Here is a 23,784-nt window from a genome sequence, read left to right as displayed (position 1 = left end):
GGGACGCGAAGGTCGAAACTTAGGTTAGGCTAACCTTACTTCGACATCGCGCCCTCGTCCCCTTTCTCCTGCCCGGAGGGTTTCGATGAAGTTCCCCTCACCCGGGAGGACCCCCCTCATGCGTTCGCACCTGCTCAACGACTCGACCGCAGAGCACTACCGTCTCTCCGTCACCGCAGGAGTCGAACGGGTCGCGGCCAAACTCGCCGCCACCGAGCGGCCGTTCAGCGGAATCGGCGTCGACGAGCTCGCACCCGTCATCGACGCGATAGACCTGGACAGGCCCCTGGGCGACGCCACGGCCGCTCTCGACGAACTCGAGGACGTCTATCTGCGCGACGCCGTCTACTTCCACCACCCGCGCTACCTGGGCCACCTCAACTGCCCGGTCGTCATCCCCGCCGTCCTCGGCGAGGCGGTGCTCTCGGCCGTCAACTCCTCCCTGGACACCTGGGACCAGAGCGCGGGCGGCACGCTCATCGAGCGCAAACTGATCGACTGGACCACCGAGCGCATCGGCCTCGGCCCGGCCGCGGACGGCATCTTCACCAGCGGCGGTACGCAGTCGAACCTCCAGGCCCTGCTGCTGGCCCGCGAGGAGGCCAAGTCCCGTCCGGAGCACTTCACCCGACTGCGGATCTTCGCCTCCGAGTGCAGTCACTTCAGCGTCCAGAAGTCGGCGAAACTCCTCGGTCTGGGCCCCGACGCCGTCGTGCCCGTGCCCGTCGACAGCAACAAGCGCATGCAGACCGTGGCCCTGGCCCGCGCACTGGAGCAGTGCGTCGCGGAAGGCGCCGTGCCGATGGCGGTCGTCGCCACCGCCGGCACCACCGACTTCGGCTCCATCGACCCGCTCCCCGAGATCGCCGCCCTCTGCGAGCGCTTCTCCGCCTGGATGCACGTCGACGCCGCCTACGGCTGCGGCCTGCTGGCCTCGCGCACCCGCCGGGACCTCATCGACGGCATCGAGCGCGCCGACTCCGTCACCGTGGACTACCACAAGTCCTTCTTCCAGCCGGTCAGTTCCTCGGCCGTGCTGGTCCGCGACCGGGCGACGCTGCGCCATGCCACGTACCACGCGGAATACCTCAACCCGCAGCGGATGGCCCAGGAGCGCATCCCGAACCAGGTGGACAAGTCCCTCCAGACCACCCGCAGATTCGACGCGCTGAAGCTCTGGATGACGCTGCGCGTCATGGGCGCCGACGGTGTCGGCGAGCTCTTCGACGAGGTCTGCGACCTGGCCGCCGACGGCTGGCGGCTCCTCGCCGCCGATCCGCGCTTCGACGTCGTCGTCGAGCCCCAGCTCTCCACCCTGGTCTTCCGCTTCATCCCCGCCGACGTCACCGCGCCCGCCGCGATCGACCGGGCCAACCTCTACGCCCGCAAGGCCCTGTTCGCCTCCGGCGAGGCCGTCGTCGCGGGGACGAAGGTCGGCGACCGCCAGTACCTGAAGTTCACCCTGCTGAACCCCGAAACGACCGTGCGTGACATCGCCGCGGTCCTCGACCTGATCTCGGGCCACGCCGAGCAGTACCTGGGAGACACCCTTGACCGCGCTTCCTGACCCCCACGACTTCATCGGGATCGGCCTCGGACCGTTCAACCTCGGGCTCGCGTGCCTGACCGAGCCGATCGACGAGCTGAACGGCGTCTTCCTGGAGTCCAAGCCGGACTTCGAGTGGCACGCCGGTATGTTTCTCGAAGGAGCCCATCTCCAGACGCCGTTCATGTCGGACCTGGTGACGATGGCCGACCCGACGTCGCCGTACTCCTTCCTGAACTACCTCAAGGAGCGGGGCCGGCTCTACTCCTTCTACATCCGCGAGAACTTCTATCCCCTGCGGACCGAGTACAACGACTACTGCCGCTGGGCCGCCGCCAAACTGAGCAGCGTCCGCTTCAAGCAGACCGTCCAGTCGGTTACGTACGAGGAGAGCGACGGCCTCTACACCGTCCGCACCGCCGACAGCGTCTTCCGCGCCCGCCACCTGGTCCTGGGCACCGGAACCCCGCCGTACATCCCGGAGGCGTGCCAGGGCCTGGGCGGCGACCTGCTGCACAACTCCCGCTATCTGGAGGGGAAAGCGGCGCTCCAGGCGAAGGAGTCCATCACCCTCGTCGGCAGCGGCCAGAGCGCGGCTGAGATCTACTACGACCTGCTCTCCGAGATCGATGTGCACGGCTACCGGCTCAACTGGGTGACCCGCTCCCCGCGGTTCTTCCCGCTGGAGTACACCAAGCTGACGCTGGAGATGACCTCGCCGGAGTACGTGGACTACTTCCACGCCCTGCCCGAGGAGGCCCGCTACCGGCTGGAGTCCGGCCAGAAGGGCCTCTTCAAGGGGATCGACGGCGAACTGATCGACTCGATCTTCGACCTGCTCTACCAGAAGAACCTGCCGGGCCCCGTCCCCACCAGGCTGCTCACCAACTCCTCGCTCAACAGCGCGAGTTACGAGGAGGAGACGGGCACGTACACCCTGGGACTGCGCCAGGAGGAGCAGGGCAAGGACTACTCCCTGAGCACCCAGGGACTGATCCTCGCCACGGGTTACAAGTACACCCCTCCGGCGTTCCTGGAACCGATCGGCGACCGGCTCAGACACGACAGCCGGGGCCGTTTCGACGTGGCCCGCAACTACAGCATCGACACCACGGGACGCGGTGTGTTCCTCCAGAACGCGGGCACGCACACCCACTCGATCACCTCGCCCGACCTGGGCATGGGTGCCTACCGCAACGCGTACATCATCGGCGAACTGCTCGGCCGTGAGTACTACCCGGTCGAGAAGTCCATCGCCTTCCAGGAGTTCGCGATATGAGCCAGACCATCGGTACTTTCACCACCCGCCCCCTGGACCCCCTCTCCGACGCCGAGCTGGTGCACGGCTGGGTCACCCACCCCAAGGCGTCCTTCTGGATGATGGGCGACGCCCGGCTCCAGGACGTCGAGCGGGAGTACATGGCGATCGCCTCCCACGCGCACCACGACGCCTTCATCGGGCTCCACGACGGGGAGCCCGCCTTCCTCATGGAGCGCTACGACCCGGCAGAGGTCGAGCTCAAGGGGCTGTACGAGGCCGAGCCGGGCGACATCGGGATGCACTTCCTGGTCGCCCCCACCGACACCCCGCTGCACGGCTTCACGCTCGCCGTGATCACGGCCGTGATGAAGGAGATGTTCGCCGACCCCTCGGTGCTCCGGGTCGTCGTCGAGCCCGACGTACGCAACGGCGCGGTGCACGCCCTCAACAAGGCCGTCGGCTTCGAGGTCCTCCGGGAGATCACCAAGCCGGAGAAGACCGCGCTGCTCAGCGCCTGCACCCGCGAACAGTTCCAGGCCACGACCGGAGGTCTCTCCTGATGCCGGCCCTCACCGACAGCGTCGCCCACCTCTCCCCCGAACGCTGGGCCACCGCCAACCGGCTGCTGATCCGCAAGGGCCTCGCCGAGTTCACCCACGAACGCCTGCTGGCCCCCGCCCCGCTCGGCGACGACCGCTACTCGGTACGGAGCGACGACGCGGAGACCGAGTACCGCTTCGCAGCCAGACGCTTCGCCCTCGACCACTGGCAGGTCGACGCGGACTCCATCACCCGCCACCGGCACGGCTCCGAACTGCCTCTGGACGCGCTGGACTTCTTCATCGAGCTGCGCTCGACACTGGGTCTCTCGGCGGAGATCCTGCCGGTCTACCTGGAGGAGATCTCCTCCACGCTGGCCGGAACCGCGTACAAACTGACCAAGGAACCGGCCACCTCCGCCGAACTCGTCGCCGCGGGATTCCAGGCCATCGAGACGGGGATGACCGAGGGCCACCCTTGCTTCGTCGCCAACAACGGGCGCCTCGGCTTCGGCGTGGACGAGTACCGCGCGTACGCCCCCGAGACGGCGGCCGAGATCCGGCTGGTCTGGCTGGCCGCCCGCCGCGGCCGCGCCACGTTCACCGCGGGCGCCGGGCTCGACTACGGGACGCTGATCGCCGGTGAGCTGAGCGAGGAGACCCGCACCCGGTTCGCCGGAACGATGAGCGGTCTCGGCCTCGACCTCGACGACTACCTCCTCATCCCGGTGCACCCCTGGCAGTGGTGGAACAAGCTGTCCGTCACCTTCGCCGGGGAGCTCGCCCAGCAGCACCTGGTCTGCCTGGGCGAGGGCGACGACGCCTACCTCGCACAGCAGTCGATCCGTACGTTCTTCAACGCCGACCACCCCGAGAAGCACTATGTGAAGACGGCGCTCTCCGTCCTCAACATGGGCTTCATGCGCGGGCTCTCGGCCGCGTACATGGAGGCGACGCCCGCGATCAACGACTGGCTCGCGGGAGTCGTCGAGCGCGACGAACTGCTGCGCCGCGCCCGGTTCTCGATCATCCGGGAGCGGGCGGCCATCGGCTACCACCACCGGGCGTACGAGGCGGCGACCGCCAAGGGCTCCCCGTACCTGAAGATGCTCGCCGCACTCTGGCGCGAGAGCCCCGTCCCGGACCTGGCACCCGGCGAGCGGGTCGCCACGATGGCCTCGCTGCTCCACACCGACCACGAGGGCAGCTCCGTCGCGGGTGTGCTGATCGCCGAGTCGGGGCTGGCTCCCGCGGCGTGGCTGCGCCACTACCTGGACGCGTACCTCGTCCCGGTGCTGCACAGCTTCTACGCCTACGACCTGGTCTTCATGCCGCACGGCGAGAACGTCATCCTGGTCGTCGAGGACGGCGTCGTACGCCGCACGATCTTCAAGGACATCGCCGAGGAGATCGCGGTCATGGACCCGGACGCGGTGCTGCCGCCCCAGGTCGAGCGCATCCGCGCCGAGGTCCCCGAGGACATGAAGCTCCTCTCGGTCCTCACCGACGTCTTCGACTGCTTCTTCCGCTTCCTGGGCGCGGGCCTGGCCACGGAGGGAATCCTCGACGAGGACACGTTCTGGCGGACGGTCGCGGAGTGCGTGAGCGGCTACCAGGAGTCGGTGCCGTACCTCGCGGACAAGTTCAAGCAGTACGACCTGTTCACGGAGGAGTTCGCGCTGTCCTGTCTGAACCGTCTGCAACTGCGCAACAACAAGCAGATGGTGGACCTGACGGACCCGGCGGGCGCACTCCAGCTGATCGGCACGCTGAAGAACCCGATAGCCGGCCGGTAGGAAGTGCCGGACGGGCTTGATTCCAAGCCCGTCCGGCCGGACACCCCCGGTCACCTCACTCCGCGCCCCACGGCACCTGCGGCGACCGGTAGTAGTTGATACCGAGCGCCGAGAACCGCGGCCCCTGTGCGGCCAGCCGCACCTTGTACGAATCCCAGTCGTGCGTGGCCGCCGGTGACCATCCCAACTCGGCCACCCCCGGCAGCCGCGGGAACGCCATCTGGTCGATCTCGTCGCTGTTGGACAGCGTCTCCGACCAGAGCGGCGCCTCGACGCCGAGGACCGAGTCCGCCGGAGCGCCCGCGAGGTACGTCGCCGGGTTCCAGTCGTACGAGCGCTGCACCTCCACGTAGCCGGCCCAGGCAAGACCCAGCTTGGTGCTCGCGTCGTACTTCATGTCCAGGTACGTACGGTCCGCCGGGGACAGCACCAGCTTCGTGCCGTTCTTCGCGGCATCCGCCACCTGCTGCTTCTCGGCGGCGCTCGTCCGGTCGTAGCCCCAGTACTGCGCCACCGCACCCGCCACCGGCTTCGCCCCGGTCAGCTGGTGCCAGCCGACCACGGTCTTGCCGTACTTCCCGACGATCGCCTGCGCCTTGTCCATGAACGTCACGTAGTCCTCGTGGCTCGTGGAGTGCGCCTCGTCGCCGCCGATGTGGATGTACCGGCCGGGCGTGAGCGCGGCCACCTCGCGGATCACGTCGTCGACGAAGTCGTACGTCACGGCCTTCGGCGCGCAGAGCGAGCTGAAGCCCACGTTCGTGCCCGTGTAGAGCGGCGGCGCGACCCCGTCGCAGTTCAGCTCGGCGTACGAGGCGAGGGCCGCGTTCGTGTGGCCCGGCATATCGATCTCGGGCACGACCTCCATGTAGCGCGAGGCCGCGTAGCCGAGGATCTCCTTGTAGTCGCTCTTGGTGTAGTAGCCGCCGGGCCCGCCCCCGACCTCCGTGGAGCCGCCGTACTCGGCGAGCCTGGGCCAGGAGTCGATCGCGATGCGCCAGCCCTGGTCGTCGGAGAGATGCATGTGCAGGGTGTTGATCTTGTAGAGCGCGAGCTGGTCGATGTACCGCTTGACCTCGGCGACGGAGAAGAAGTGCCGCGAGACGTCGAGCATCGCGCTCCGGTACGCGTAGCGCGGGGCGTCGGTGAGCGTGCCGCCCGCGACCTTCCACGGCCCTTCCTGGACGCTGCCCTTCTCCACGTCGGCCGGGAGCAGCTGCCGCAGTGTCTGCACCCCGTGGAAGAGACCGGCGGGGCCGCGCGCGGTGATGGTGACGGAGCCGCCGGAGGACTGGAGCCGGTAGCCCTCGGAGCCGAGCGAAGCGTCGGTGGAGCCGAGCCGGAGGCGGATGCCGTCGCGGCCGTCCTGATCGGTGACGGGCAGCGGGTATCCGGTGGAGGGGCGCAGCCGGTCCGCCAGGTACTCGCCGATCCGCCGGGTCTCGGCGGAGCCGTCGTCGACCCGGATGCGGGTGCTCTGCGTGAGGGCGTACGGGGATCCGCCGGGCTTCACCTTGGCGGGGGCGGGCACGATCTCGCCGAGCGGCCTGGGCGGTGCGGGAGCGGCCTCGCCGCCGCTGCCGGGGGCGGCTCCGACACTGGAGATGCCGGCCGCCACGACGAGCAGCAGCGAGCCGAACAGACGGGAAAACGTTCTGTGCTGTCTCACAAGGGGCCCTTTCCTCGGGTTCGCACCTGTGGTTCTCGAGCAACCGAACGGTCACCATCCGTATCGCGCGTATCACCGGTGGGTCAAGGGACTAGACCACTTCGGCCGCATCCCGAGGCGGCCACACCCCGGACGAGGGCGCGTTTCCGCGTCTCCCTGCCCGATATCGGGCAGATTTCTTGCGGAATACGCCCCTGGCGCGCAATATCGACGAGTGCTCGAACGCCGCTCGTCGCATGACGACCTCATCGACCACCTGGTGCGCAGCACCGCGCTCCAGCGCGGCGAAGCGACCCGGGTGATCCTTGACGTGCTGGCGTACTTCGACGAGACGACGGATGCCTTCGTCCGCCGCCGCCACCGCGAACTGCAGTCCGGCGGCCTGGTGAACACGGAGATCTTCGAACGGATCGCGGCCGAGCTGCCGTACCGCGCGGTCGCACCGCCGGAGCTCTCGCTCCGCCAGCTGCGCCGCATCGTCTACGGCTGAGCACTCACTTTGTACGTCGATGGAGGGGCAGAGACTCTATGTGCGGAATCGTCGGTTATATCGGCAGGCGTGATGTGGCACCCCTGCTGCTGGAGGGTCTTCAGCGGCTGGAGTACCGGGGTTACGACTCGGCGGGCCTCGTGGTCACCAGCAAGGCCGCGGCGGGCAAGCCCGGCACCCTGAAGATGGTCAAGGCCAAGGGCCGGGTCCGCGAGCTGGAGGCCCGCGTCCCCAAGCGCTTCGCCGGCACCACCGGCATCGCCCACACCCGCTGGGCCACCCACGGCGCGCCGAGCGACGAGAACGCCCACCCGCACATGGACGCCGACAACAAGGTCGCCGTCGTCCACAACGGCATCATCGACAACGCCACCGAGCTCCGTGCGAAGCTCGTCGCCGAAGGCATCGTCTTCCTCTCCGAGACCGACACCGAGGTGCTGGTCCACCTGATCGCCCGCTCGCAGGCGGACACTCTGGAGGAGAAGGTCCGCCAGGCGCTGAAGGTGGTCGAGGGCACGTACGGCATCGCCGTCATGCACGCCGACTTCAACGACCGCATCGTCGTCGCCCGCAACGGCTCCCCCGTCGTGCTCGGCATCGGCGAGAAGGAGATGTTCGTCGCCTCCGACATCGCCGCGCTGGTCGCCCACACCCGCCAGATCGTCACCCTCGACGACGGCGAGATGGCCACCCTCAAGGCCGACGACTTCCGTACGTACACCACGGAGGGCTCCACCACGACGGCGACGCCGACCACCGTGGAGTGGGAGGCCGCCTCGTACGACATGGGCGGCCACGACACGTACATGCACAAGGAGATCTCCGAGCAGGCCGACGCCGTGGACCGCGTGCTGCGCGGGCGGATCGACGACCGGTTCTCCACCGTGCACCTCGGCGGTCTGAACCTGGACGCCCGTGAGGCGCGCGGGGTCCGCCGGATCAAGATCCTCGGCTGCGGCACCTCGTACCACGCGGGCCAGATCGGCGCCCAGCTGATCGAGGAGCTGGCCCGCATCCCCGCGGACGCCGAGCCCGCCTCCGAGTTCCGCTACCGCAACCCGGTCGTGGACCCCGACACCCTGTACGTCGCGGTCTCCCAGTCGGGCGAGACGTACGACGTACTGGCCGCGGTCCAGGAGCTCAAGCGCAAGGGCGCTCGCGTCCTGGGCATCGTCAACGTGGTCGGCTCCGCGATCGCCCGGGAGGCCGACGGCGGTACGTACGTCCACGCCGGGCCCGAGGTCTGCGTCGTCTCGACCAAGTGCTTCACCAACACGGTCGTCTCGTTCGCCCTGCTCGCCCTGCACCTGGGCCGCATCCGTGACCTGTCGGTCGCCGACGGCAAGCGGATCATCGACGGCCTGCGCAAGCTGCCCGGCCAGATCAGCGAGATCCTCGCGACCGAGGACGAGATCAAGAAGCTGGCCGCCGAGTACGCGGACGCCAAGTCGATGATGTTCATCGGCCGGGTGCGCGGCTACCCCGTCGCCCGTGAGGCCTCGCTGAAGCTCAAGGAGGTCTCGTACATCCACGCCGAGGCCTACCCCGCATCCGAGCTGAAGCACGGCCCGCTCGCCCTCATCGAGCCCGCGATGCCGACCGTGGCGATCGTCCCTGACGACGAGCTGCTGGAGAAGAACCGCGCCGCGATGGAGGAGATCAAGGCCCGCAGCGGTCGCATCCTCGCCGTCGCCCACCAGGTGCAGGAGAAGGCCGACCACACCATCGTCGTACCGAAGAACGAGAACGAGCTGGACCCGATCCTGATGGGCATCCCGCTCCAGCTCTTCGCGTACCACACGGCGCTGGCCATGGGCCGCGACATCGACAAGCCGCGCAACCTGGCGAAGTCCGTCACCGTCGAGTAGAAGTCCGTCACCCCGGACAGTCGTCCGTACGGCACGGAGAGCGGCCCCGCACCACGCCACTGTGGTGCGGAGCCGCTCCATCGCGGGCCGGCGCCGCCTCCGCGCCGGCCGGTCCGCTGCCTCAGCCGGCGGCCGTCACGCCCCGGCCGGCAGCACGCTTGGGCAGAGCGGTCGGCCAACTGGCCAGCGCCGCCGTAGCCCCGTACCAGGCCGCGAGACCGGCGACCGCCGCGCACCAGCCACCGGCCTCGCCGAGACCGTCACTGCCCGCGAACTGCCCGACGCCCATGAGCAGCAGGCCCAGGAAGAGCAGTGCGTACATCCCCTGGGCGAGCGGACCGCTGCCCGCCGCCCCGAGGGTCAGGCTGAGCGCGAAGAGCGCCCAGAGCAGCAGGAAGAGCCCGGCCGCGTCGGCGGAGACCGACGCGCCCGCGCCGGTGCCCCAGGTGAACCAGAACGCGCCGAGGCCGGCGAAGGCCGTCCCGGCGAAGGCGTTGCCCGCCCGGAACTCCAGGAGCCCGGTGACGAACAGGGCGATACCGCCGACATAGAGCGCGAGTGTGACGGCGTCGGCCGCGGTCACACCGTCGATGACTCCGGTGCTGCCGATGCCGAACGCCAACAGAGTGATTCCCAGGGCGAGATGACCGAGGGTGGTGGTACTGGCGCTTCCCGCGGAGACGTCTTTGTCCACGGCGGGCTCCCTTCAGGTGTGGTGCTGTTTCCACGTACCGTCGGGATACCCTTCACAAGCGCACAATCCACCCCTACGCATCGGTAGATTTGCCGCGTACACAGGGTTTTTGACGCCTCGTCGGTCCTTCGCGCGCGTCAGGGGGATTCCGCGGGCCTCAGGCGATTCCGCGGCGTCAGGGAATGACGATGACCGGGCGCTGTGCCCGGCGTGCCAGCCGGCCCGCCACCGAACCGAAGATCCGGCCGACGATGCCGTGCGTGGAGCCCACGACGATGGCGTCCGCCGAATACTCCCGGCCGACCTCCTCCAGCTCGTGGCAGATGTCCCCGCCGCGCTCGACGAGCACCCACGGCACCTCGGAGAGGTACTCCGCGCAGGCCAGCTCCAGACCGAGGACCTCGGTGCGGTGATCCGGCACGTCGACGAAGACGGGGGGCTCGCAGCCGGCCCAGACGGTGGTCGGCAGCCGGTTGGCGACATGGACGATGATCAGGCCCGAACCGGACCTCGATGCCATGCCGATGGCGTACGCGAGGGCCCGTTCACTGGACGTGGAGCCGTCGAAACCGACCACGACCCCATGCCGGAAGGCGGGATCGCAGGAATGACGTGTTTCTTCGACCGTCTGCGGGTCCGACCGTGGGTCGGCGACCTGCTTGCGGTCTGCGGGTTCAGGGATTTCGTGACCGGCCATCGGTGTCTCGGCGAAGAGAGTCCTCGTGTGGAGGGAGCGGCTTCGGGCGGTGTTTCCAGTTGCTAAAGGTGTGTCCGGGAATCATCTTCCCAACCCCATACCCCCAAGGGTACGGCCCCACTCCTTCACAGCCCAGACCCCCGCAAAGCGCGTGCGACGTTGCAGGGAGCATGCCCGAGGCGGCAGCGTATGGCAATGCCGGTTGTGCCGTACACCGAGCCTCACCCGACCGGACGACACCATTCCCCTTCCTTCCCCCTTACGTGGAGGGGTCCGGACCGGCACCACCGCGACGAGCAGTGACCAGGCGTAGCGCTCCGGCGTTAGCCCCACCGTCACACTGAGCCACCACAGCCTTCCAGGGAGCAGAAACCGTGCCCGTAGCCGTGTCCGCACCCCCGGCCGCCCCGACCGACCCGACCGCCGGCACACCTCGCGCCGAGCCCGCGGGATCTCCCGCGTCACCGGACGCGGTCCGCTGGGGGCTGTTCTGGTGCCTGCTCGTCCCCGCCGCCTTCGCGGTGTACGGCACCCGGGCCGGCAGTGCCACGCTCCTGGCCATCGGGCTCGCCGCCGTCACCGCCGCCTGCCGGCTGCTGCTGTGCCGTTCCGAGCACGGCACCGCCCGCGAGACGTCTCTCCCGCATGATCAGAAACCCGCCCGCATTGTCGAAGGGGCGCGCCGGGGCGGGCGATAGAGAAGGGGTGGTGCGCCGGGTGTGACTGGATTCCGCGCACACAACCGCTGGTTTTCAGCCAACTTCGAGCCAGTGCCCAACTCTTGGTGATCTGCCCGGCCAACCCACGTGCCACCAGGCAGGAATAGACCGCGCGGTACGCTTTTACCCAACGGGGACGGGCCATGATCGCGCGACGCACTTCCCTGGGCGCCTCGCGAGTGGAACGCTTCGTGATCGACGGCTTCGCGCCAAGTGGCCTTGTCGACATAGTGCCGGTGGGGGAACGTGTCACTGCGGCACCACGGGACGCAGTAGATTCGATCATGGGACGAAGTCTGCGGACTCGTGCGAGACCGAGGGGAAACGTGCAGGAGCGACAGGCCCGTAAGGACCAGGGAGACGCGAACACCGAGGGGGGCTTAGCGTCATGAGCCAGGACTCTGCTACCGCAACGGAGGCCGGACGGAAGCTGACCGGGCGGCGACGCCGGGAGGTTGTGGCCGTACTGCTTTTCAGCGGCGGCCCTATCTTCGAGAGCTCCATCCCGCTCTCCGTTTTCGGAATCGACCGGCAGGACGCGGGAGTTCCCCGCTACCGGCTGCTCGTCTGCGGGGGCGAAGAGGGACCACTGCGCACCACGGGTGGACTCGAACTCAGCACACCGTACGGCCTGGAGGCGATCAGCAGGGCAGGCACCGTGGTGGTGCCCGCCTGGCGGTCCATCACATCACCACCGCCCGCGGAAGCGCTGGACGCGCTGCGCCGTGCCCATGAAGAGGGTGCGCGCATCGTCGGACTCTGCACCGGGGCGTTCGTCCTCGCCGCGGCCGGCCTGCTCGACGGCCGCCCGGCGACGACACACTGGATGTACGCACCGACGCTGGCCAAGCGCTATCCGTCGGTGCACGTGGATCCGCGTGAACTCTTCGTCGACGACGGCGACGTGCTCACCTCCGCCGGCACGGCCGCCGGAATCGATCTCTGTCTGCACATCGTCCGCACGGACCACGGCACGGAGGCCGCCGGGGCACTGGCCCGACGCCTCGTCGTGCCACCGCGCCGCAGCGGCGGCCAGGAGCGCTACCTCGACCGGTCCTTGCCGGAGGAGATCGGCTCCGACCCGCTCGCCGAGGTGGTGGCCTGGGCGCTGGAGCATCTCCACGAGCAGTTCGACGTGGAGACGCTGGCGGCGCGCGCCTATATGAGCAGACGGACCTTCGACCGGAGGTTCCGCTCGCTCACCGGCAGCGCACCGCTCCAGTGGCTCATCACCCAACGGGTGCTGCAGGCGCAGCGGCTGCTGGAGACCTCCGACTACTCGGTCGACGAGGTCGCGGGCCGCTGCGGCTTCCGCTCCCCGGTCGCGCTGCGCGGGCACTTCCGCCGCCAGCTGGGCTCGTCCCCGGCCGCCTACCGGGCCGCCTACCGGGCCCGCCGGCCGCAGAGCGGAGGGCTGGAGAGCATCGCCGCGGCGATCGATCCGGTCGTGCCCGCCCAGGGGACGGTCACGGGCCGTCGGAGCGCACCGGCCGGGCCGGCCCCGGTCGGGGTGGGTTCCGGAGGCTCCGCGGAGCACATGAAACCGGGTCCTGACGCGTACGCGCCGGGACGCCCGGCCCTGCCGGGGCAGCGCAGCGCCCCGTAGGGTGGGGCGCATGAACGACCGTATGGTGTGGATCGACTGCGAGATGACCGGGCTCTCGCTGACGGACGACGCACTGATCGAGGTGGCCGCACTGGTCACCGACTCGGAGCTGAACGTGCTCGGCGAAGGGGTGGACATCGTGATCCGCCCGCCGGACGCGGCCCTGGAGACCATGCCCGAGGTGGTGCGGCAGATGCACACCGCCTCGGGGCTCCTCGACGAGCTTGCAGGGGGTACGACCCTGGAAGCCGCCGAGGAGCAGGTCATGGCCTATGTGCGCGAGCACGTGAAGGAGCCGGGCAAGGCCCCGCTGTGCGGAAACTCGGTCGGTACCGACCGGGGCTTCCTCTCGCGGGACATGCCGTCGCTGGAGGGCTACCTCCATTACCGGATCGTCGACGTGTCCTCGGTCAAGGAGCTGGCACGCCGCTGGTACCCGAGGGCGTACTTCAACAGTCCGGACAAGAACGGCAACCACCGGGCGCTGGCGGACATCCGCGATTCGATCACGGAGCTCCGCTACTACCGGGAGGCCGTCTTCGTACCGCAGCCCGGCCCCGACTCGGCACACGCCAAGGAGATCGCCGCGCGCCTCACGGCTCCGGCGGAGTAGGCCCACCCCAAGGGCGACGCCCCTGGTCACGGGCCTTTCGGGGCCCGTGGACGGGGCGGAAACAACCGGGGCGCGAGCACCCTCCCGGACCCTGTACACTTTTTCTCGGCCGGTCGGAAAAGCGACCGGGCGACATGGTGGGTATAGCTCAGCTGGCAGAGCACCTGGTTGTGGTCCAGGATGTCGCGGGTTCAAGTCCCGTTACTCACCCTGAAAGAAGGGCCCCGGTCTTCGGACCGGGGCCCTTCTCGTTGTGCCGACACCCTGCCGGTGTCAGGTCAGGACGAGTCCCGTACGACCAGCTCGGTGGGCAGCACGATCCTCGGGCGGTCCTCGGAGGGGGCCGCGATCTCCTGGAGCAGGACGCGGGTCATGGTGCGGCCCATCTCCTCGGTGGGCTGCCTGACGCTCGTGAGCGGCGGGTCCATGTGGCGGGCGACCGCCGAGTCGTCGAAGCCGATCATGGCTATGTCGTCCGGGATACGGCGGCCGGCCTCGCGCAGGACCTGGCGGGCGCCCGCCGCCATCACGTCGGACGCCGCGAAGACCGCGTCGAGGTCGGGGCAGCGGGCGAGAAGCTCCCGCATGGCGCGGGCGCCGCCCTCCTCGGTGAAGTCGGCGGGGGCGATCAGACGCTCGTCGGGGGCCAGGCCCGCCGCGGCGACGGCCTCGCGGTAGCCGTCGAGGCGGCGCTGCGCTCCGTACACGTCGAGGCGGCCGGTGATCGTGGCGATCGAGCGCCGGCCACGGGATATCAGATGGCCGACGGCCGTACGGGCGCCCTCGAAGTTGTCGGAGTCGACCGACGCCAGCGGTTCGGCGGCGTGCCTGCGACCGCTGATCACACAGGGCATCCCCAGCTGTTCCAGCAGGTCGGGCAGGGGGTCGTCGGCGTGTACGGAGACCAGCAGGACGCCGTCCACGCGGTGCGCGGTCAGATACTGGGCCAGGCTGCGGCGCTCGCGGTCGTTGCCCGCGAGGGTGAGCAGCAGCTGCATCTCGGTGTCGGCGAGGGCCGCGCCGACCCCGCGCACGATGTCGGAGAAGTACGGCTCGGCGAAGAAGCGGGTCTCGGGCTCCGGCACCACGAGGGCGATGGCGTCCGTGCGGTTGCCCGCCAGCGCGCGGGCGGCACGGTTGGGCACGTAACCCAGTTCGCTGACCGCCGCCTCGACCGTGGCCCGGGTCGCATCGCTCACGCGCGGTGAGCCGTTGATCACGCGGGAGACCGTCCCACGGCCGACTCCCGCCTTGGCCGCGACCTCCTCCAGTGTGGGCCGCCGCCCCTGCCTTCCACGAACAGTCATGGCTGCCCCTCCCAGTCGTCGAAAATTTCTCACAAGGAGATAACTGAAACAAGTCTCGCCGTCCGGTCCCTTGACACCCTCCCAGCGAGCCGCAACCCTTCAACACATCACGTATGGGAGCGCTCCCACCGTACCTGACTCATACATATCCCGCACGCCCCTCACCTGGACCACAGCGCGAAACAACGTACGGACGCGTTCGCGCAGTTGGGCCGGGGAGGGCACGCACGGGGCACAAGGAGGCCGCAATGCGCACTTCTGTCTTCACCCGGGGTACGACCGCACCACCGCCGCGCCGTGCGTTCCGCCGCGCCGTGGTCGTCGCGGCCGTCGCCGCGCTCGGTGCCGGACTTCTGGCCGGCTGCGCCGAGGATTCCGGTGACCCCGGGTCGAGCCCGTCATCGGGCGGCAACGGCAAGGGCAAGACGACGATCACCGTCGGGGTCTTCGGTGCCTTCGGTCTCAAGGAGGCGGGGCTGTACGACGCGTACATGAAGCTCCACCCCGAGATCAACATCGAGCAGACCTCGATCGAGCGGAACGAGAACTACTACCCGCAGCTGCTCACGCACCTCGCATCGGGCAGCGGCCTCGCCGACATCCAGGCGATCGAGGTCAACAACATCGCCGAGATCGCCCAGACGCAGTCCGCCAAGCTGGTGGACCTGGGCAAGACCGCCGGGGTGAAGAAGGAGAACTTCCTGGAGTGGAAGTGGTCCCAGGGCACGGACCAGAGCGACAAGACCGTCGCGCTCGGTACGGACATCGGCCCCCAGGGCGTCTGCTACCGCAAGGACCTCTTCGAGAAGGCCGGGCTTCCCACCGACCGCGAGGAAGTCGGCAAGCTGTGGGCCGGTGACTGGCAGAAGTTCCTCGACGCGGGCGAGACGTACAAGGCGAAGGCACCCAAGGGCACCGCGTTCGTCGACTCGGCCTCCGGTCTGATGAACGCCGTTCAGGGCGGCTCCTCCGAGCGCTTCTACGACAAGGACGGGGAGGTCATCTACAAGACCAGCCCGGCGGTCAAGGAAGCCTGGGACGTCGCCGCCAAGGCGGCCGACCTCGGCCTGACGGCCAAGCTCCAGCAGTTCCAGCCCTCATGGGACCAGGCCATCGTGAACGGCACCTTCGCCACCATGTCCTGCCCGCCGTGGATGCTCGGCTACATCAAGGACAAGGGCGCCGACAAGACCGAGGGCAAGTGGGACGTGGCAGCCGCGCCCAAGGCCAGCAACTGGGGCGGCGCCTTCCTGACCGTGCCCGAGGCCGGTAAGAACAAGGAGGAGGCCGCCAAGCTCGTCGCCTGGCTGACCGCCCCCGAGCAGCAGGCGACCTTCTTCGCCAAGCGGGGCAGCTTCCCGAGCGCGCAGGCCGCGTTCACACTGCCCGAGGTCTCCGGCGCCACCGACCCGTACTTCAACGACGCCCCGATCGGCACGATCTTCTCCGACGCCGCCAAGAACATCCCGGTGGCCGTCGTCGGCCCGAAGGACCTGATCATCGCCCAGAACCTGGCCGATGTCGGCATGCTCCAGGTCGACCAGAAGGGCGTCTCGTCCAAGGACGGCTGGAACGCCGCGGTGAAGGCGATCGACAACGCCCTGGAGAAGTGACCTCCGGTGAGCGGAACGACAAGTAAGTCCCGCACGGCCGCGCCCCTCCCCGAGGGGGGCGCGGCCCCGCGCCGCGTGGACGGCAGCGGCTCCCCGGATACCGCGCGCGGCAAGAGGCGCAGCCGGCTGTACCGGTGGGACCTGAAGTGGAGTCCGTACGCCTTCGTGGCGCCGTTCTTCGTCTTCTTCCTGGCCTTCGGGCTGTTCCCGCTGCTCTACACGGGCTGGGCCTCGCTGCACCAGGTAGAGCTGACCGCCCCGAACGACATGGAATGGATCGGGCTGCGCAACTTCTCCAGGCTCATGGAGGACGAGTTCTTCTGGAACGCGTTGCGCAACACCCTGACCATCGGGGTCATCTCCACGGTCCCGCAGCTGCTGATCGCCCTCGGCATCGCGCATCTGCTCAACTACAAGCTGCGCGGCTCGATGTTCTTCCGGGTCGCGATCCTCACTCCGTACGCGACGAGTGTGGCCGCGGCGACGCTCGTGTTCGTCATGCTGTTCGGCCGTGACATCGGGATGATCAACTGGGCGCTGGGTCAGGTCGGTTTCGGTCCGGTGGACTGGGAGAACGGCGAGTGGACCTCGCAGCTCGCCGTGTCGACGATCGTCGTCTGGCGGTGGACCGGCTACAACGCGCTGATCTATCTGGCGGCGATGCAGGCGATCCCCAACGATCTCTACGAGTCGGCGGCGCTGGACGGTGCCACGCGCTGGCAGCAGTTCGTCCATGTGACGATCCCGTCGCTGCGGCCGACGATCCTCTTCACCTGTGTGGTGTCGACGATAGGCGCGACCCAGCTCTTCGGTGAGCCGCTCCTGTTCAGCCGGGGCGCGGGTGCCACCGGCGGGGCCGACCACCAGTTCCAGACGCTCGGTCTCTATCTGTACGAGCAGGGCTGGGTCAATCTCCACCTCGGCCGGGCCTCGGCCATCGCCTGGACGATGTTCCTGATCCTTCTGCTGATCGGCGCCGTCAACTGGCTGGTCGGCCGTCGTCTGCGCAAGAGCTCATGAGGGGCGACACGATGACAACCCTGACTCCGGCAGAGCCGGTGAGCCCGCCGAAGGCGCCCTCGGGCACGCGGAAGCGGCGGCGCGGCGGGAAACGCGCCGGCAAGCACCTGCACGGCGGCAAGATCACCTACGCGGTGCTGATCGTCTTCACGGTGATCTCGCTCTTCCCCCTGGTGTGGACGGCGATCGCGGCGTCCCGCAACAACCACCGGCTGGCGCAGAATCCGCCGCCGTTCTGGTTCGGCGGCAATCTCTTCAAGAACCTGGAGATCGCCTGGACCGACGCCAACATGGGGTCGGCCCTGCTGAACACGGCGATCGTGGCCGGTTCCATCACCATCGGCACGGTCGTCTTCTCCACGCTGGCGGGCTTCGCGTTCGCCAAGCTCCGCTTCCGCTTCAAGAACATCCTGCTGCTGCTGGTCATCGGCACGATGATGGTGCCGCCGCAGCTCAGCGTCGTACCGCTGTACATGATGGTCGCCAAGCTCCAGTGGACCGATCAGCTCCAGGCGGTCATCCTGCCGACGCTGGTGAGCGCCTTCGGGGTGTTCTTCATGCGGCAGTACCTGATCGGGGCGCTGCCCACCGAACTGATCGAGGCGGCCCGGGTCGACGGGGCGAGCAGTCTGCGCATCGTGTGGCACGTGGTCTTCCCTGCGGCGCGGCCCGCGATGGCGGTGCTGGGGATGCTCACGTTCGTCATGGCGTGGAACGACTTCTTCTGGCCGATCATCGCGCTGACCCAGAACGGCAGTCCCACCGTGCAGGTGGCGCTGACCGGGCTCGGCCGCGGTTACATCCCCGACCAGTCGGTGATCATGGCGGGCGCGCTGCTCGGCACGCTGCCCCTGCTGGCCGTCTTCGTGCTCTTCGGCAAGCAGATCGTCGGCGGCATCATGCAGGGCGCCGTCAAGGGCTGATCCCCCGCGCTCCCATCTCCTTCACAGGACTCTCAGACTCTCAGGACTCTCACGGAGGCTCTTCCATGTCCGCACACTTTCCGCCCGGCTTTCTCTGGGGCACCGCGACCTCCGCCCATCAGATCGAGGGCGCGGTACGGGAGGACGGCCGTACCCCCTCCATCTGGGACACCTTCAGTCACACACCGGGCAAGACGGAGGGCGGCGACCACGCCGACGTCGCGGTCGACCACTACCACCGCCGCACCGAGGACGTGCAACTGATCGCGGACCTCGGGGTGAACGCGTACCGCTTCTCCGTCTCCTGGTCCCGGGTGCAGCCCACCGGGCGCGGCCCGGCGGTCCAGCGGGGCCTGGACTTCTACCGTCTCCTGGCCGACGAGCTCCTGGAGCGGGGCGTGAAGCCGATGCTCACGCTCTACCACTGGGACCTCCCCCAGGAGCTGGAGAACGCCGGCGGCTGGACGGCGCGGGAGACCGCCCACCGCTTCGCCGACTACGCGGGCATCGTCGCGGAGGCGCTCGGTGACCGGGTGGAACTGTGGACGACGCTCAACGAGCCCTGGTGCAGCGCGTTCCTCGGGTACGGCTCCGGGGTGCACGCCCCGGGACGTACGGAACCCGTCGCCGCGCTGCGCGCCGCCCACCACCTGAATCTGGCGCACGGCCTGGGCACGCAGGCACTGCGTGCGGCGCTGCCCGCCCGTGCGCAGGTCTCGCTCAGCATCAACCCGAGTGCGGTGCGGGCGCGGACGCAGTCGCCGCGCGACCTGGACGCCAAGCGCCGGATCGACGCGCTGGCGAACCGGATCTTCTCGGATCCGGTGCTCAAGGGTTCCTACCCGCAGGACCTGTTCGCGGACACGGCACGGCTGACGGACTGGTCGTTCGTGGAGCCGGGCGACCTCGCGGCGATCAACCAGCCGCTGGACTCGCTGGGCATCAACTACTACACGCCCGCGGTCGTCTCCGACGGCAGTGACGCGGAGGGCCCTCGCCGGGACGGGCACGGGTCGAGCGACCACTCGCCGTGGCCGGGTTCGGAGCATGTCGCCTTCCACCAGCCGCCCGGCGAACTGACCGAGATGGGCTGGTCGATCGACCCCTCGGGGCTGCACGACCTGCTGATGCGCTACACGAAGGAGGCGCCGGGAATGCCTCTGATGGTCACGGAGAACGGCGCGGCGTACCCCGACAAGGCGGGCGACGACGGTGTGGTGCGGGACCTGGAGCGCATCCGCTATCTGCACGGGCATCTGTCGGCGGTCCATCGGGCGATCGCGGACGGGGCCGATGTGCGCGGCTACTTCCTCTGGTCGCTGATGGACAACTTCGAGTGGGCGTACGGCTACGGCAAGCGCTTCGGCATCGTGCACGTGGACTACCCCACCCAGACGCGCACTCCGAAGGCCAGCGCCCACTGGTACGGCGAGCTGGCGAGGTCGGGAGCGATCCCGAAGCCGCCGACGGGCTGAGAGGCCCACATGGGGCGCGCACCCCGGCCGGGTGTGGGGGGAAGTGGGGCCCGGCCGGGGCGCGCGGAGGGGGGGTGGCGGTCTGGAGGGACTACTTGTACGCGCCGAACGCCTTCGTGAAGGCCAGCGGCTCCTGGGCGATGGAACTGCAGCTGGCGTCCGCCACCGGCTGCGCCCCGCCCGGGCACGCCTTGTCCCGCGTACCGGACCACATCGCCAGCCGGCCGATGCCCTTCTCCTGGGCGAACTTCACCAGCTGAGTGGCGTCGTCGACCTTGAAGATCTCGGTGACGACATCGTTGACGCCGATCATCGGGGTGACCGCGACGGCCTTCCACGCGGCGGTGTCGGAGAGCCCGAGCACACCCTTGATCTGGGCCTGCGTGGCGGTCGCGGCCTGGATGGCGTACGTGCCCATGTCGTCGCTGTACGCGGGTCCGTAGTCCATCGCCATGACGTTGACCGCGTCGACCCGGACGCCGTTCTTCTTCGCGTCGGCGATCAGGTCGACACCCGGCTGCGTCAGTCCTTCGGGCATCACGGGCAGGGTGAAGGAGACGTCCAGGCCGGGGTGCGACTTCTGGAGCTGCGCGATGGCCTGGGAGCGGCGGGAGTTGGCCGCGGTGTCGGGCAGCGCGCCGCCCTCGATGTCGAAGTCGACCTTGGTCAGGTCGTACGTGTCGATGACCTTGCCGTAGGCGGCGGCGAGGTCGGCGGCGGTCGAGCAGTGCAGCGCCAGTTCGGCACCGGCCGCTCCGCCGAAGGAGACGCGGACGTCACCGCCCTTGGCCCGCAGCGCGCCGATCTGGGAGGCGACCTTGTCGTCGCCGAGGCCGGTGACACCGCCCCAGAGCGGGGTGCAGCTGCCGCCGGAGGTGATGAAGGCGAGGTTGAACTCCTTCACACCGGTCTTGGTGACGGTGTCCAGGAGGTCGTACGAGGGGTAGAGCGAGGTGTCGATGTACGGGGCGAAGCCGGCGGATGCAGTGGTTCCGCCGCCGCCTCCGCTGGTCTCCGAGGGGGTCGGGCTCGGCGGCGTGGTCGCCGTCGCGCTCGGTGTCGCGGTCGCCGTCGGGGTTTCGGAGACCGTGGGGGTGGGCTTCGGCGCGGGGGTCGCCGTCTCGGTCGGGCGTCCACTGGGCTGCGGCGTCGCGCCCGTGTCGGCCGAGCACGTGGCGTCATTGATGAGGCAGCCGGTGGGGTCGGCGGCGGTGCCGGCCGAGGTGGTGACGAAGCCGACGGTGACGGACTTGCCGGGTGCCAGCTCCGTGTCCCAGCTCGCGGGCTTCACGGTGACGTGGTTGCCGCTGACCGTGTGCTCGGCGTTCCACAGGGAGCCGATCTTCGTGCCTTCGGGCAGGTCGAATTCGAGCGTCCAGTCCGACTGGGCCCGGTCGGTGTCGTTCGTGACGACGTACTGACCGGTGTACCCACCGGTCCAGTCGCTGGTCTTGGTGTACGTCGCGCCGATCGCGGCGGCCTGAGCGGTGCCGGTCAGTGCGAAGACCGTTCCACCGATCACTGCCGCGGCTACGACGGCGCCGACGGCCTTGGTCCGGGTGCTCGCCGTGCGGCGGTGCGTGCTGGTGCCCATCGCGTGTCTGCCTCTGTCCTACGGGGGTGTGGGGGATCGCGGCAGAACGCTAGCGGCATCGAATGCGACAAATGAGACTCTTGGGACCGGAGTTGATGTTCTTAGGGTTGGCTTAAGGGGCGCATGGGCGGCGGTTAATGATGGGTGCCCGCCCCGGAGCCGCCCCGGAACCCTGTGCTCCGACGCAGCACTCCGCGTCGCTGCCGCCCCACCCGGTGTCCGCGCCTGCCCCGCTCGGTCCGGCCGCCGTCGAGCCCGATCCAGATCCGTACCTCCGTGCCGCCCAGCACCGACCGACCGATCCGCAGATCGCCGCCGGTGGACTCCGCGACCCTGCGCACGATGTCGAGCCCGAGCCCGGTCGAGCCCACCGCGCCCGCCGCTCCGGCCCGTCCGCTGGAGCCGCGGGTCAGCGCCGCGCGGGGGTCGGCGATACCGGGTCCGGCGTCGGACACCAGCACGATGACGGCGTCACCGCTGTGGTGCACATCGACGGAGAACGCGGTGCCCTCCGGGGTGTGCCGGAAGACGTTTCCGAGCAACGCGTCGAGCGCTGCCGCCAGTTCGGGCCTGGCGACCGGGATCCGTACCGTACGGTCCACTCCCGCGAGACGCACCGTGCGCCCCTCGTCCTCGGCGAGCGCCGACCAGAACCCCATCCGCTCCCGGATCACCTCCGACGCGTCGCAGCCGGGAGCCGCGCCCGGCTGCGGGCCCTGCGTCTGGGGGCGCTGCTCGCGTGCGGTGCGGATGATCGTGTCGACCTCGTGCTCCAGCTGCTCGACGGCGGCCCGGGTCTGCTCGGCCGCCGGACCCTCGCCCAGCGAGGCCGCGTTGAGGCGGAGCACGGTGAGCGGGGTGCGCAGCCGGTGCGAGAGGTCGGCGGCGAGTTCGCGTTCGTTGGCCAGCAGCTGGACCACCTGGTCGGCCATCGAGTTGAACGCGACGGCGGCCGAGCGCAGTTCGGTCGGCCCCTCCTCGGGGACCCGCGTACCGAGCCTGCCCTCCCCCAGGTCCTGGGCGGCTCCCGCGAGCCGCTGCGCGGGCTCCACCATGCGTACGCCGAGCCGGTCGGCTACCGCGACCGAGCCGACGATCAGCGCGATGCCGACACCCGCCAGCACGAGCCAGGCGGTGGCGACGCCGTTGGAGACCTCGCCCTCGGGCACGAACACCTCGACCACGGCGATGTCCCCGGAGCCCAGCGCCGTCGGCTGGAGCAGCACGGAACCGCCGGTGACCTCGGCGATGGCGGCGCGCCCCGACTCCCGTACGGTCTCCAGGTCCTTGACACCGGCCCGCCGGGTGCCGATCTCAAGCGCCTGCCTGTCGGGTTCCTCGGCGGCGGGGACATGGACGGCGAGGCGCCCCTCGTTGCCCGGTTCGGTGGTCAGGACGGCCCGGGTCAGTTCCTTGCGGTCGGTGGTGATCGACAGGGTGGGCGCGATGGTGGCCGCCTGCCGCTCGGCGTCGGAGAAGGCCCGGTCGCGGGCCATTTCCTTGATGACGAGTCCGAGCGGTACGGCGAAGGCGATGACGACCATGGCCGTGACGGCCAGACAGACCTTGACGAGGGCCCATCTCATGCGGGCGGCTCCAGCTTCACGCCGACACCGCGCAGGGTGTGCAGATAGCGCGGCCGGGCGGCGGTCTCGCCCAGTTTGCGGCGCAGCCACGACAGATGGACGTCGATGGTCTGGTCGTCGCCGTAGGACTGCTGCCAGACCTCCGCGAGCAGTTCCCTGCGGGCGACGACGACGCCTGGGCGGCCTGCGAGAAAGGTCAGGAGGTCGAATTCGCGGCGGGTCAGATCGAGCGTGGCCCCGTCCAGTTCGGCCTGGCGGCGCAGCGGGTCTATGGAGAGCCCGCCGACCTGTATGACGCGCGGCGGCGGCGCCTCGCCGCCGGCCGCCCGCGAACGGCGCAGTACGGCGGCCATCCGCGCCGAGAGGTGTTCCACCGAGAACGGCTTGGTCAGATAGTCGTCGGCGCCGTCGTTGAGGAGCCGCACGATCTCGGCCTCGTCGTCCCGCGCCGTCGCGATGATCACGGGTACGTCGGTGATGGACCGGAGCATTTTCAGCGCCTCGGCGCCGTCGAGGTCGGGGAGTCCGAGGTCGAGGATCACCACGTCGAAGCCGAAGTGCGCGACCTCGCGCAGCGCTTCGAGCGCGGTGCCGACGCTCCGCACGGTGTGGGACGCCTCGCTCAGGTGCCGGATGAGGGCGGAACGTACGAACTGGTCGTCCTCGACCACGAGCACTCTTGCCATGGGCGGCACCGTACGCCATTCACCGGCGCCGGGGTCCTGTCCGGTCCCCTCCGGGACAGCGGAGGCCCGGGTGGTGCAGGAT

At 69.4% G+C, this 23,784-nt stretch carries 20 protein-coding genes and 1 tRNA gene; 14 read left to right on the top strand and 7 right to left on the bottom strand.

Annotated elements, in window-relative coordinates:
- Positions 1–118 precede the first annotated feature (118 nt).
- From ACWGO0_RS07785 to ACWGO0_RS07770, 4 genes are read left to right on the top strand one after another with little or no spacing between them, the layout of a single operon-like run.
- A complete protein-coding gene (locus ACWGO0_RS07785) occupies positions 119–1,567 on the top strand; it encodes a pyridoxal phosphate-dependent decarboxylase family protein (protein ID WP_453529608.1) in 1,449 nt (482 codons plus the stop codon).
- A complete protein-coding gene (locus tag ACWGO0_RS07780; RefSeq protein ID WP_453529605.1) occupies positions 1,551–2,825 on the top strand; it encodes a lysine N(6)-hydroxylase/L-ornithine N(5)-oxygenase family protein in 1,275 nt (424 codons plus the stop codon). The genes ACWGO0_RS07785 and ACWGO0_RS07780 overlap by 17 nt, the downstream gene beginning before the upstream one ends.
- Complete coding sequence (locus ACWGO0_RS07775; protein ID WP_453529602.1) at positions 2,822–3,367, top strand: GNAT family N-acetyltransferase; 546 nt, start codon at positions 2,822–2,824, stop codon at positions 3,365–3,367. Before ACWGO0_RS07780 ends, ACWGO0_RS07775 begins: the two co-directional genes overlap by 4 nt.
- The gene (locus tag ACWGO0_RS07770; RefSeq protein ID WP_453529599.1) at positions 3,367–5,142 is read left to right on the top strand and encodes an IucA/IucC family protein; all 1,776 of its coding nucleotides are present in this window, start codon (positions 3,367–3,369) and stop codon (positions 5,140–5,142) included. The genes ACWGO0_RS07775 and ACWGO0_RS07770 overlap by 1 nt, the downstream gene beginning before the upstream one ends.
- Before the next feature lie 55 nt (positions 5,143–5,197).
- Here the strand turns inward: ACWGO0_RS07770 and ACWGO0_RS07765 are convergent, their stop codons facing one another.
- Positions 5,198–6,811 carry a beta-N-acetylhexosaminidase gene (locus ACWGO0_RS07765; protein ID WP_453529596.1) on the bottom strand — a complete coding sequence of 538 codons (1,614 nt, stop codon included), beginning with the start codon at positions 6,809–6,811 and terminating at the stop codon, positions 5,198–5,200.
- Positions 6,812–7,025: 214 nt separating this feature from the next.
- Between ACWGO0_RS07765 and ACWGO0_RS07760 the strand changes: the two genes are divergently transcribed.
- Entirely contained in the window at positions 7,026–7,301 is a 276-nt protein-coding gene (locus ACWGO0_RS07760) for a hypothetical protein (RefSeq protein ID WP_453529593.1), read from the top strand.
- 38 nt (positions 7,302–7,339) lie between these two features.
- A complete protein-coding gene (glmS, locus tag ACWGO0_RS07755) occupies positions 7,340–9,169 on the top strand; it encodes a glutamine--fructose-6-phosphate transaminase (isomerizing) (protein ID WP_453529591.1) in 1,830 nt (609 codons plus the stop codon).
- Positions 9,170–9,290: 121 nt separating this feature from the next.
- Here the strand turns inward: glmS and ACWGO0_RS07750 are convergent, their stop codons facing one another.
- A complete protein-coding gene (locus ACWGO0_RS07750) occupies positions 9,291–9,863 on the bottom strand; it encodes an acetate uptake transporter (protein WP_453529588.1) in 573 nt (190 codons plus the stop codon).
- 175 nt (positions 9,864–10,038) lie between these two features.
- Positions 10,039–10,560, bottom strand: coding sequence for a universal stress protein (locus ACWGO0_RS07745; protein ID WP_453529585.1), 522 nt, complete (start codon positions 10,558–10,560; stop codon positions 10,039–10,041).
- Positions 10,561–10,934: 374 nt separating this feature from the next.
- On the opposite strand from ACWGO0_RS07745, the gene ACWGO0_RS07740 reads away from it, so the two are divergent.
- From ACWGO0_RS07740 to ACWGO0_RS07725, 4 genes are all read left to right on the top strand, one after another.
- On the top strand, positions 10,935–11,258 hold the full coding sequence (locus ACWGO0_RS07740; protein WP_453529582.1) for a hypothetical protein: 324 nt from the start codon (positions 10,935–10,937) through the stop codon (positions 11,256–11,258).
- Between the two features lie 409 nt (positions 11,259–11,667).
- Positions 11,668–12,885 carry a helix-turn-helix domain-containing protein gene (locus tag ACWGO0_RS07735; protein ID WP_453529579.1) on the top strand — a complete coding sequence of 406 codons (1,218 nt, stop codon included), beginning with the start codon at positions 11,668–11,670 and terminating at the stop codon, positions 12,883–12,885.
- A gap of 10 nt (positions 12,886–12,895) precedes the next feature.
- Entirely contained in the window at positions 12,896–13,498 is a 603-nt protein-coding gene (gene orn, locus ACWGO0_RS07730; RefSeq protein WP_453529577.1) for an oligoribonuclease, read from the top strand.
- Between the two features lie 137 nt (positions 13,499–13,635).
- Positions 13,636–13,708, top strand: a tRNA-His gene (locus ACWGO0_RS07725).
- A gap of 68 nt (positions 13,709–13,776) precedes the next feature.
- Here ACWGO0_RS07725 and ACWGO0_RS07720 read toward each other — a convergent pair.
- Positions 13,777–14,805, bottom strand: coding sequence for a LacI family DNA-binding transcriptional regulator (locus tag ACWGO0_RS07720; protein WP_453529574.1), 1,029 nt, complete (start codon positions 14,803–14,805; stop codon positions 13,777–13,779).
- Between the two features lie 248 nt (positions 14,806–15,053).
- Between ACWGO0_RS07720 and ACWGO0_RS07715 the strand changes: the two genes are divergently transcribed.
- From ACWGO0_RS07715 to ACWGO0_RS07700, 4 genes are all read left to right on the top strand, one after another.
- Positions 15,054–16,418 carry an ABC transporter substrate-binding protein gene (locus tag ACWGO0_RS07715; protein ID WP_453529571.1) on the top strand — a complete coding sequence of 455 codons (1,365 nt, stop codon included), beginning with the start codon at positions 15,054–15,056 and terminating at the stop codon, positions 16,416–16,418.
- A gap of 6 nt (positions 16,419–16,424) precedes the next feature.
- Positions 16,425–17,438, top strand: a complete 1,014-nt coding sequence (locus ACWGO0_RS07710; RefSeq protein ID WP_453529568.1) for a carbohydrate ABC transporter permease — start codon at positions 16,425–16,427, stop codon at positions 17,436–17,438.
- An 11-nt stretch (positions 17,439–17,449) separates the two neighbouring features.
- Complete coding sequence (locus ACWGO0_RS07705) at positions 17,450–18,361, top strand: carbohydrate ABC transporter permease (protein ID WP_453529565.1); 912 nt, start codon at positions 17,450–17,452, stop codon at positions 18,359–18,361.
- Positions 18,362–18,426: 65 nt separating this feature from the next.
- Positions 18,427–19,836, top strand: a complete 1,410-nt coding sequence (locus tag ACWGO0_RS07700; RefSeq protein WP_453529562.1) for a GH1 family beta-glucosidase — start codon at positions 18,427–18,429, stop codon at positions 19,834–19,836.
- 91 nt (positions 19,837–19,927) lie between these two features.
- Here the strand turns inward: ACWGO0_RS07700 and ACWGO0_RS07695 are convergent, their stop codons facing one another.
- The 3 genes from ACWGO0_RS07695 to ACWGO0_RS07685 all read right to left on the bottom strand — a co-directional run bounded on the left by ACWGO0_RS07695 (position 19,928) and on the right by ACWGO0_RS07685 (position 23,702).
- Positions 19,928–21,430 (bottom strand): cellulose binding domain-containing protein, encoded by a 1,503-nt coding sequence (locus ACWGO0_RS07695; protein WP_453529559.1) that lies wholly within the window; start codon positions 21,428–21,430, stop codon positions 19,928–19,930.
- A 134-nt stretch (positions 21,431–21,564) separates the two neighbouring features.
- A complete protein-coding gene (locus ACWGO0_RS07690) occupies positions 21,565–23,016 on the bottom strand; it encodes a sensor histidine kinase (protein ID WP_453529556.1) in 1,452 nt (483 codons plus the stop codon).
- Positions 23,013–23,702, bottom strand: coding sequence for a response regulator transcription factor (locus ACWGO0_RS07685; RefSeq protein WP_328910302.1), 690 nt, complete (start codon positions 23,700–23,702; stop codon positions 23,013–23,015). The genes ACWGO0_RS07690 and ACWGO0_RS07685 overlap by 4 nt, the downstream gene beginning before the upstream one ends.
- Positions 23,703–23,784: the final 82 nt, after the last annotated feature.

Source organism: Streptomyces sp. NPDC055749 (genome assembly GCF_053617235.1).
Note: the sequence above shows the minus strand (reverse complement) of the source record. Positions and strands in the feature narration are given on the sequence as shown.

Coding starts and splice junctions, on each gene's coding strand:
- ACWGO0_RS07785 (WP_453529608.1), top strand. CDS start 119: ATGCGTTCGCACCTGCTCAACGACTCGACCGCAGAGCACTACCGTCTC.
- ACWGO0_RS07775 (WP_453529602.1), top strand. CDS start 2,822: ATGAGCCAGACCATCGGTACTTTCACCACCCGCCCCCTGGACCCCCTC.
- ACWGO0_RS07770 (WP_453529599.1), top strand. CDS start 3,367: ATGCCGGCCCTCACCGACAGCGTCGCCCACCTCTCCCCCGAACGCTGG.
- glmS (WP_453529591.1), top strand. CDS start 7,340: ATGTGCGGAATCGTCGGTTATATCGGCAGGCGTGATGTGGCACCCCTG.
- ACWGO0_RS07745 (WP_453529585.1), bottom strand. CDS start 10,560: ATGGCCGGTCACGAAATCCCTGAACCCGCAGACCGCAAGCAGGTCGCC.
- ACWGO0_RS07735 (WP_453529579.1), top strand. CDS start 11,668: ATGAGCCAGGACTCTGCTACCGCAACGGAGGCCGGACGGAAGCTGACC.
- orn (WP_453529577.1), top strand. CDS start 12,896: ATGAACGACCGTATGGTGTGGATCGACTGCGAGATGACCGGGCTCTCG.
- ACWGO0_RS07720 (WP_453529574.1), bottom strand. CDS start 14,805: ATGACTGTTCGTGGAAGGCAGGGGCGGCGGCCCACACTGGAGGAGGTC.
- ACWGO0_RS07715 (WP_453529571.1), top strand. CDS start 15,054: ATGCGCACTTCTGTCTTCACCCGGGGTACGACCGCACCACCGCCGCGC.
- ACWGO0_RS07705 (WP_453529565.1), top strand. CDS start 17,450: ATGACAACCCTGACTCCGGCAGAGCCGGTGAGCCCGCCGAAGGCGCCC.
- ACWGO0_RS07700 (WP_453529562.1), top strand. CDS start 18,427: ATGTCCGCACACTTTCCGCCCGGCTTTCTCTGGGGCACCGCGACCTCC.
- ACWGO0_RS07695 (WP_453529559.1), bottom strand. CDS start 21,430: ATGGGCACCAGCACGCACCGCCGCACGGCGAGCACCCGGACCAAGGCC.
- ACWGO0_RS07690 (WP_453529556.1), bottom strand. CDS start 23,016: ATGAGATGGGCCCTCGTCAAGGTCTGTCTGGCCGTCACGGCCATGGTC.
- ACWGO0_RS07685 (WP_328910302.1), bottom strand. CDS start 23,702: ATGGCAAGAGTGCTCGTGGTCGAGGACGACCAGTTCGTACGTTCCGCC.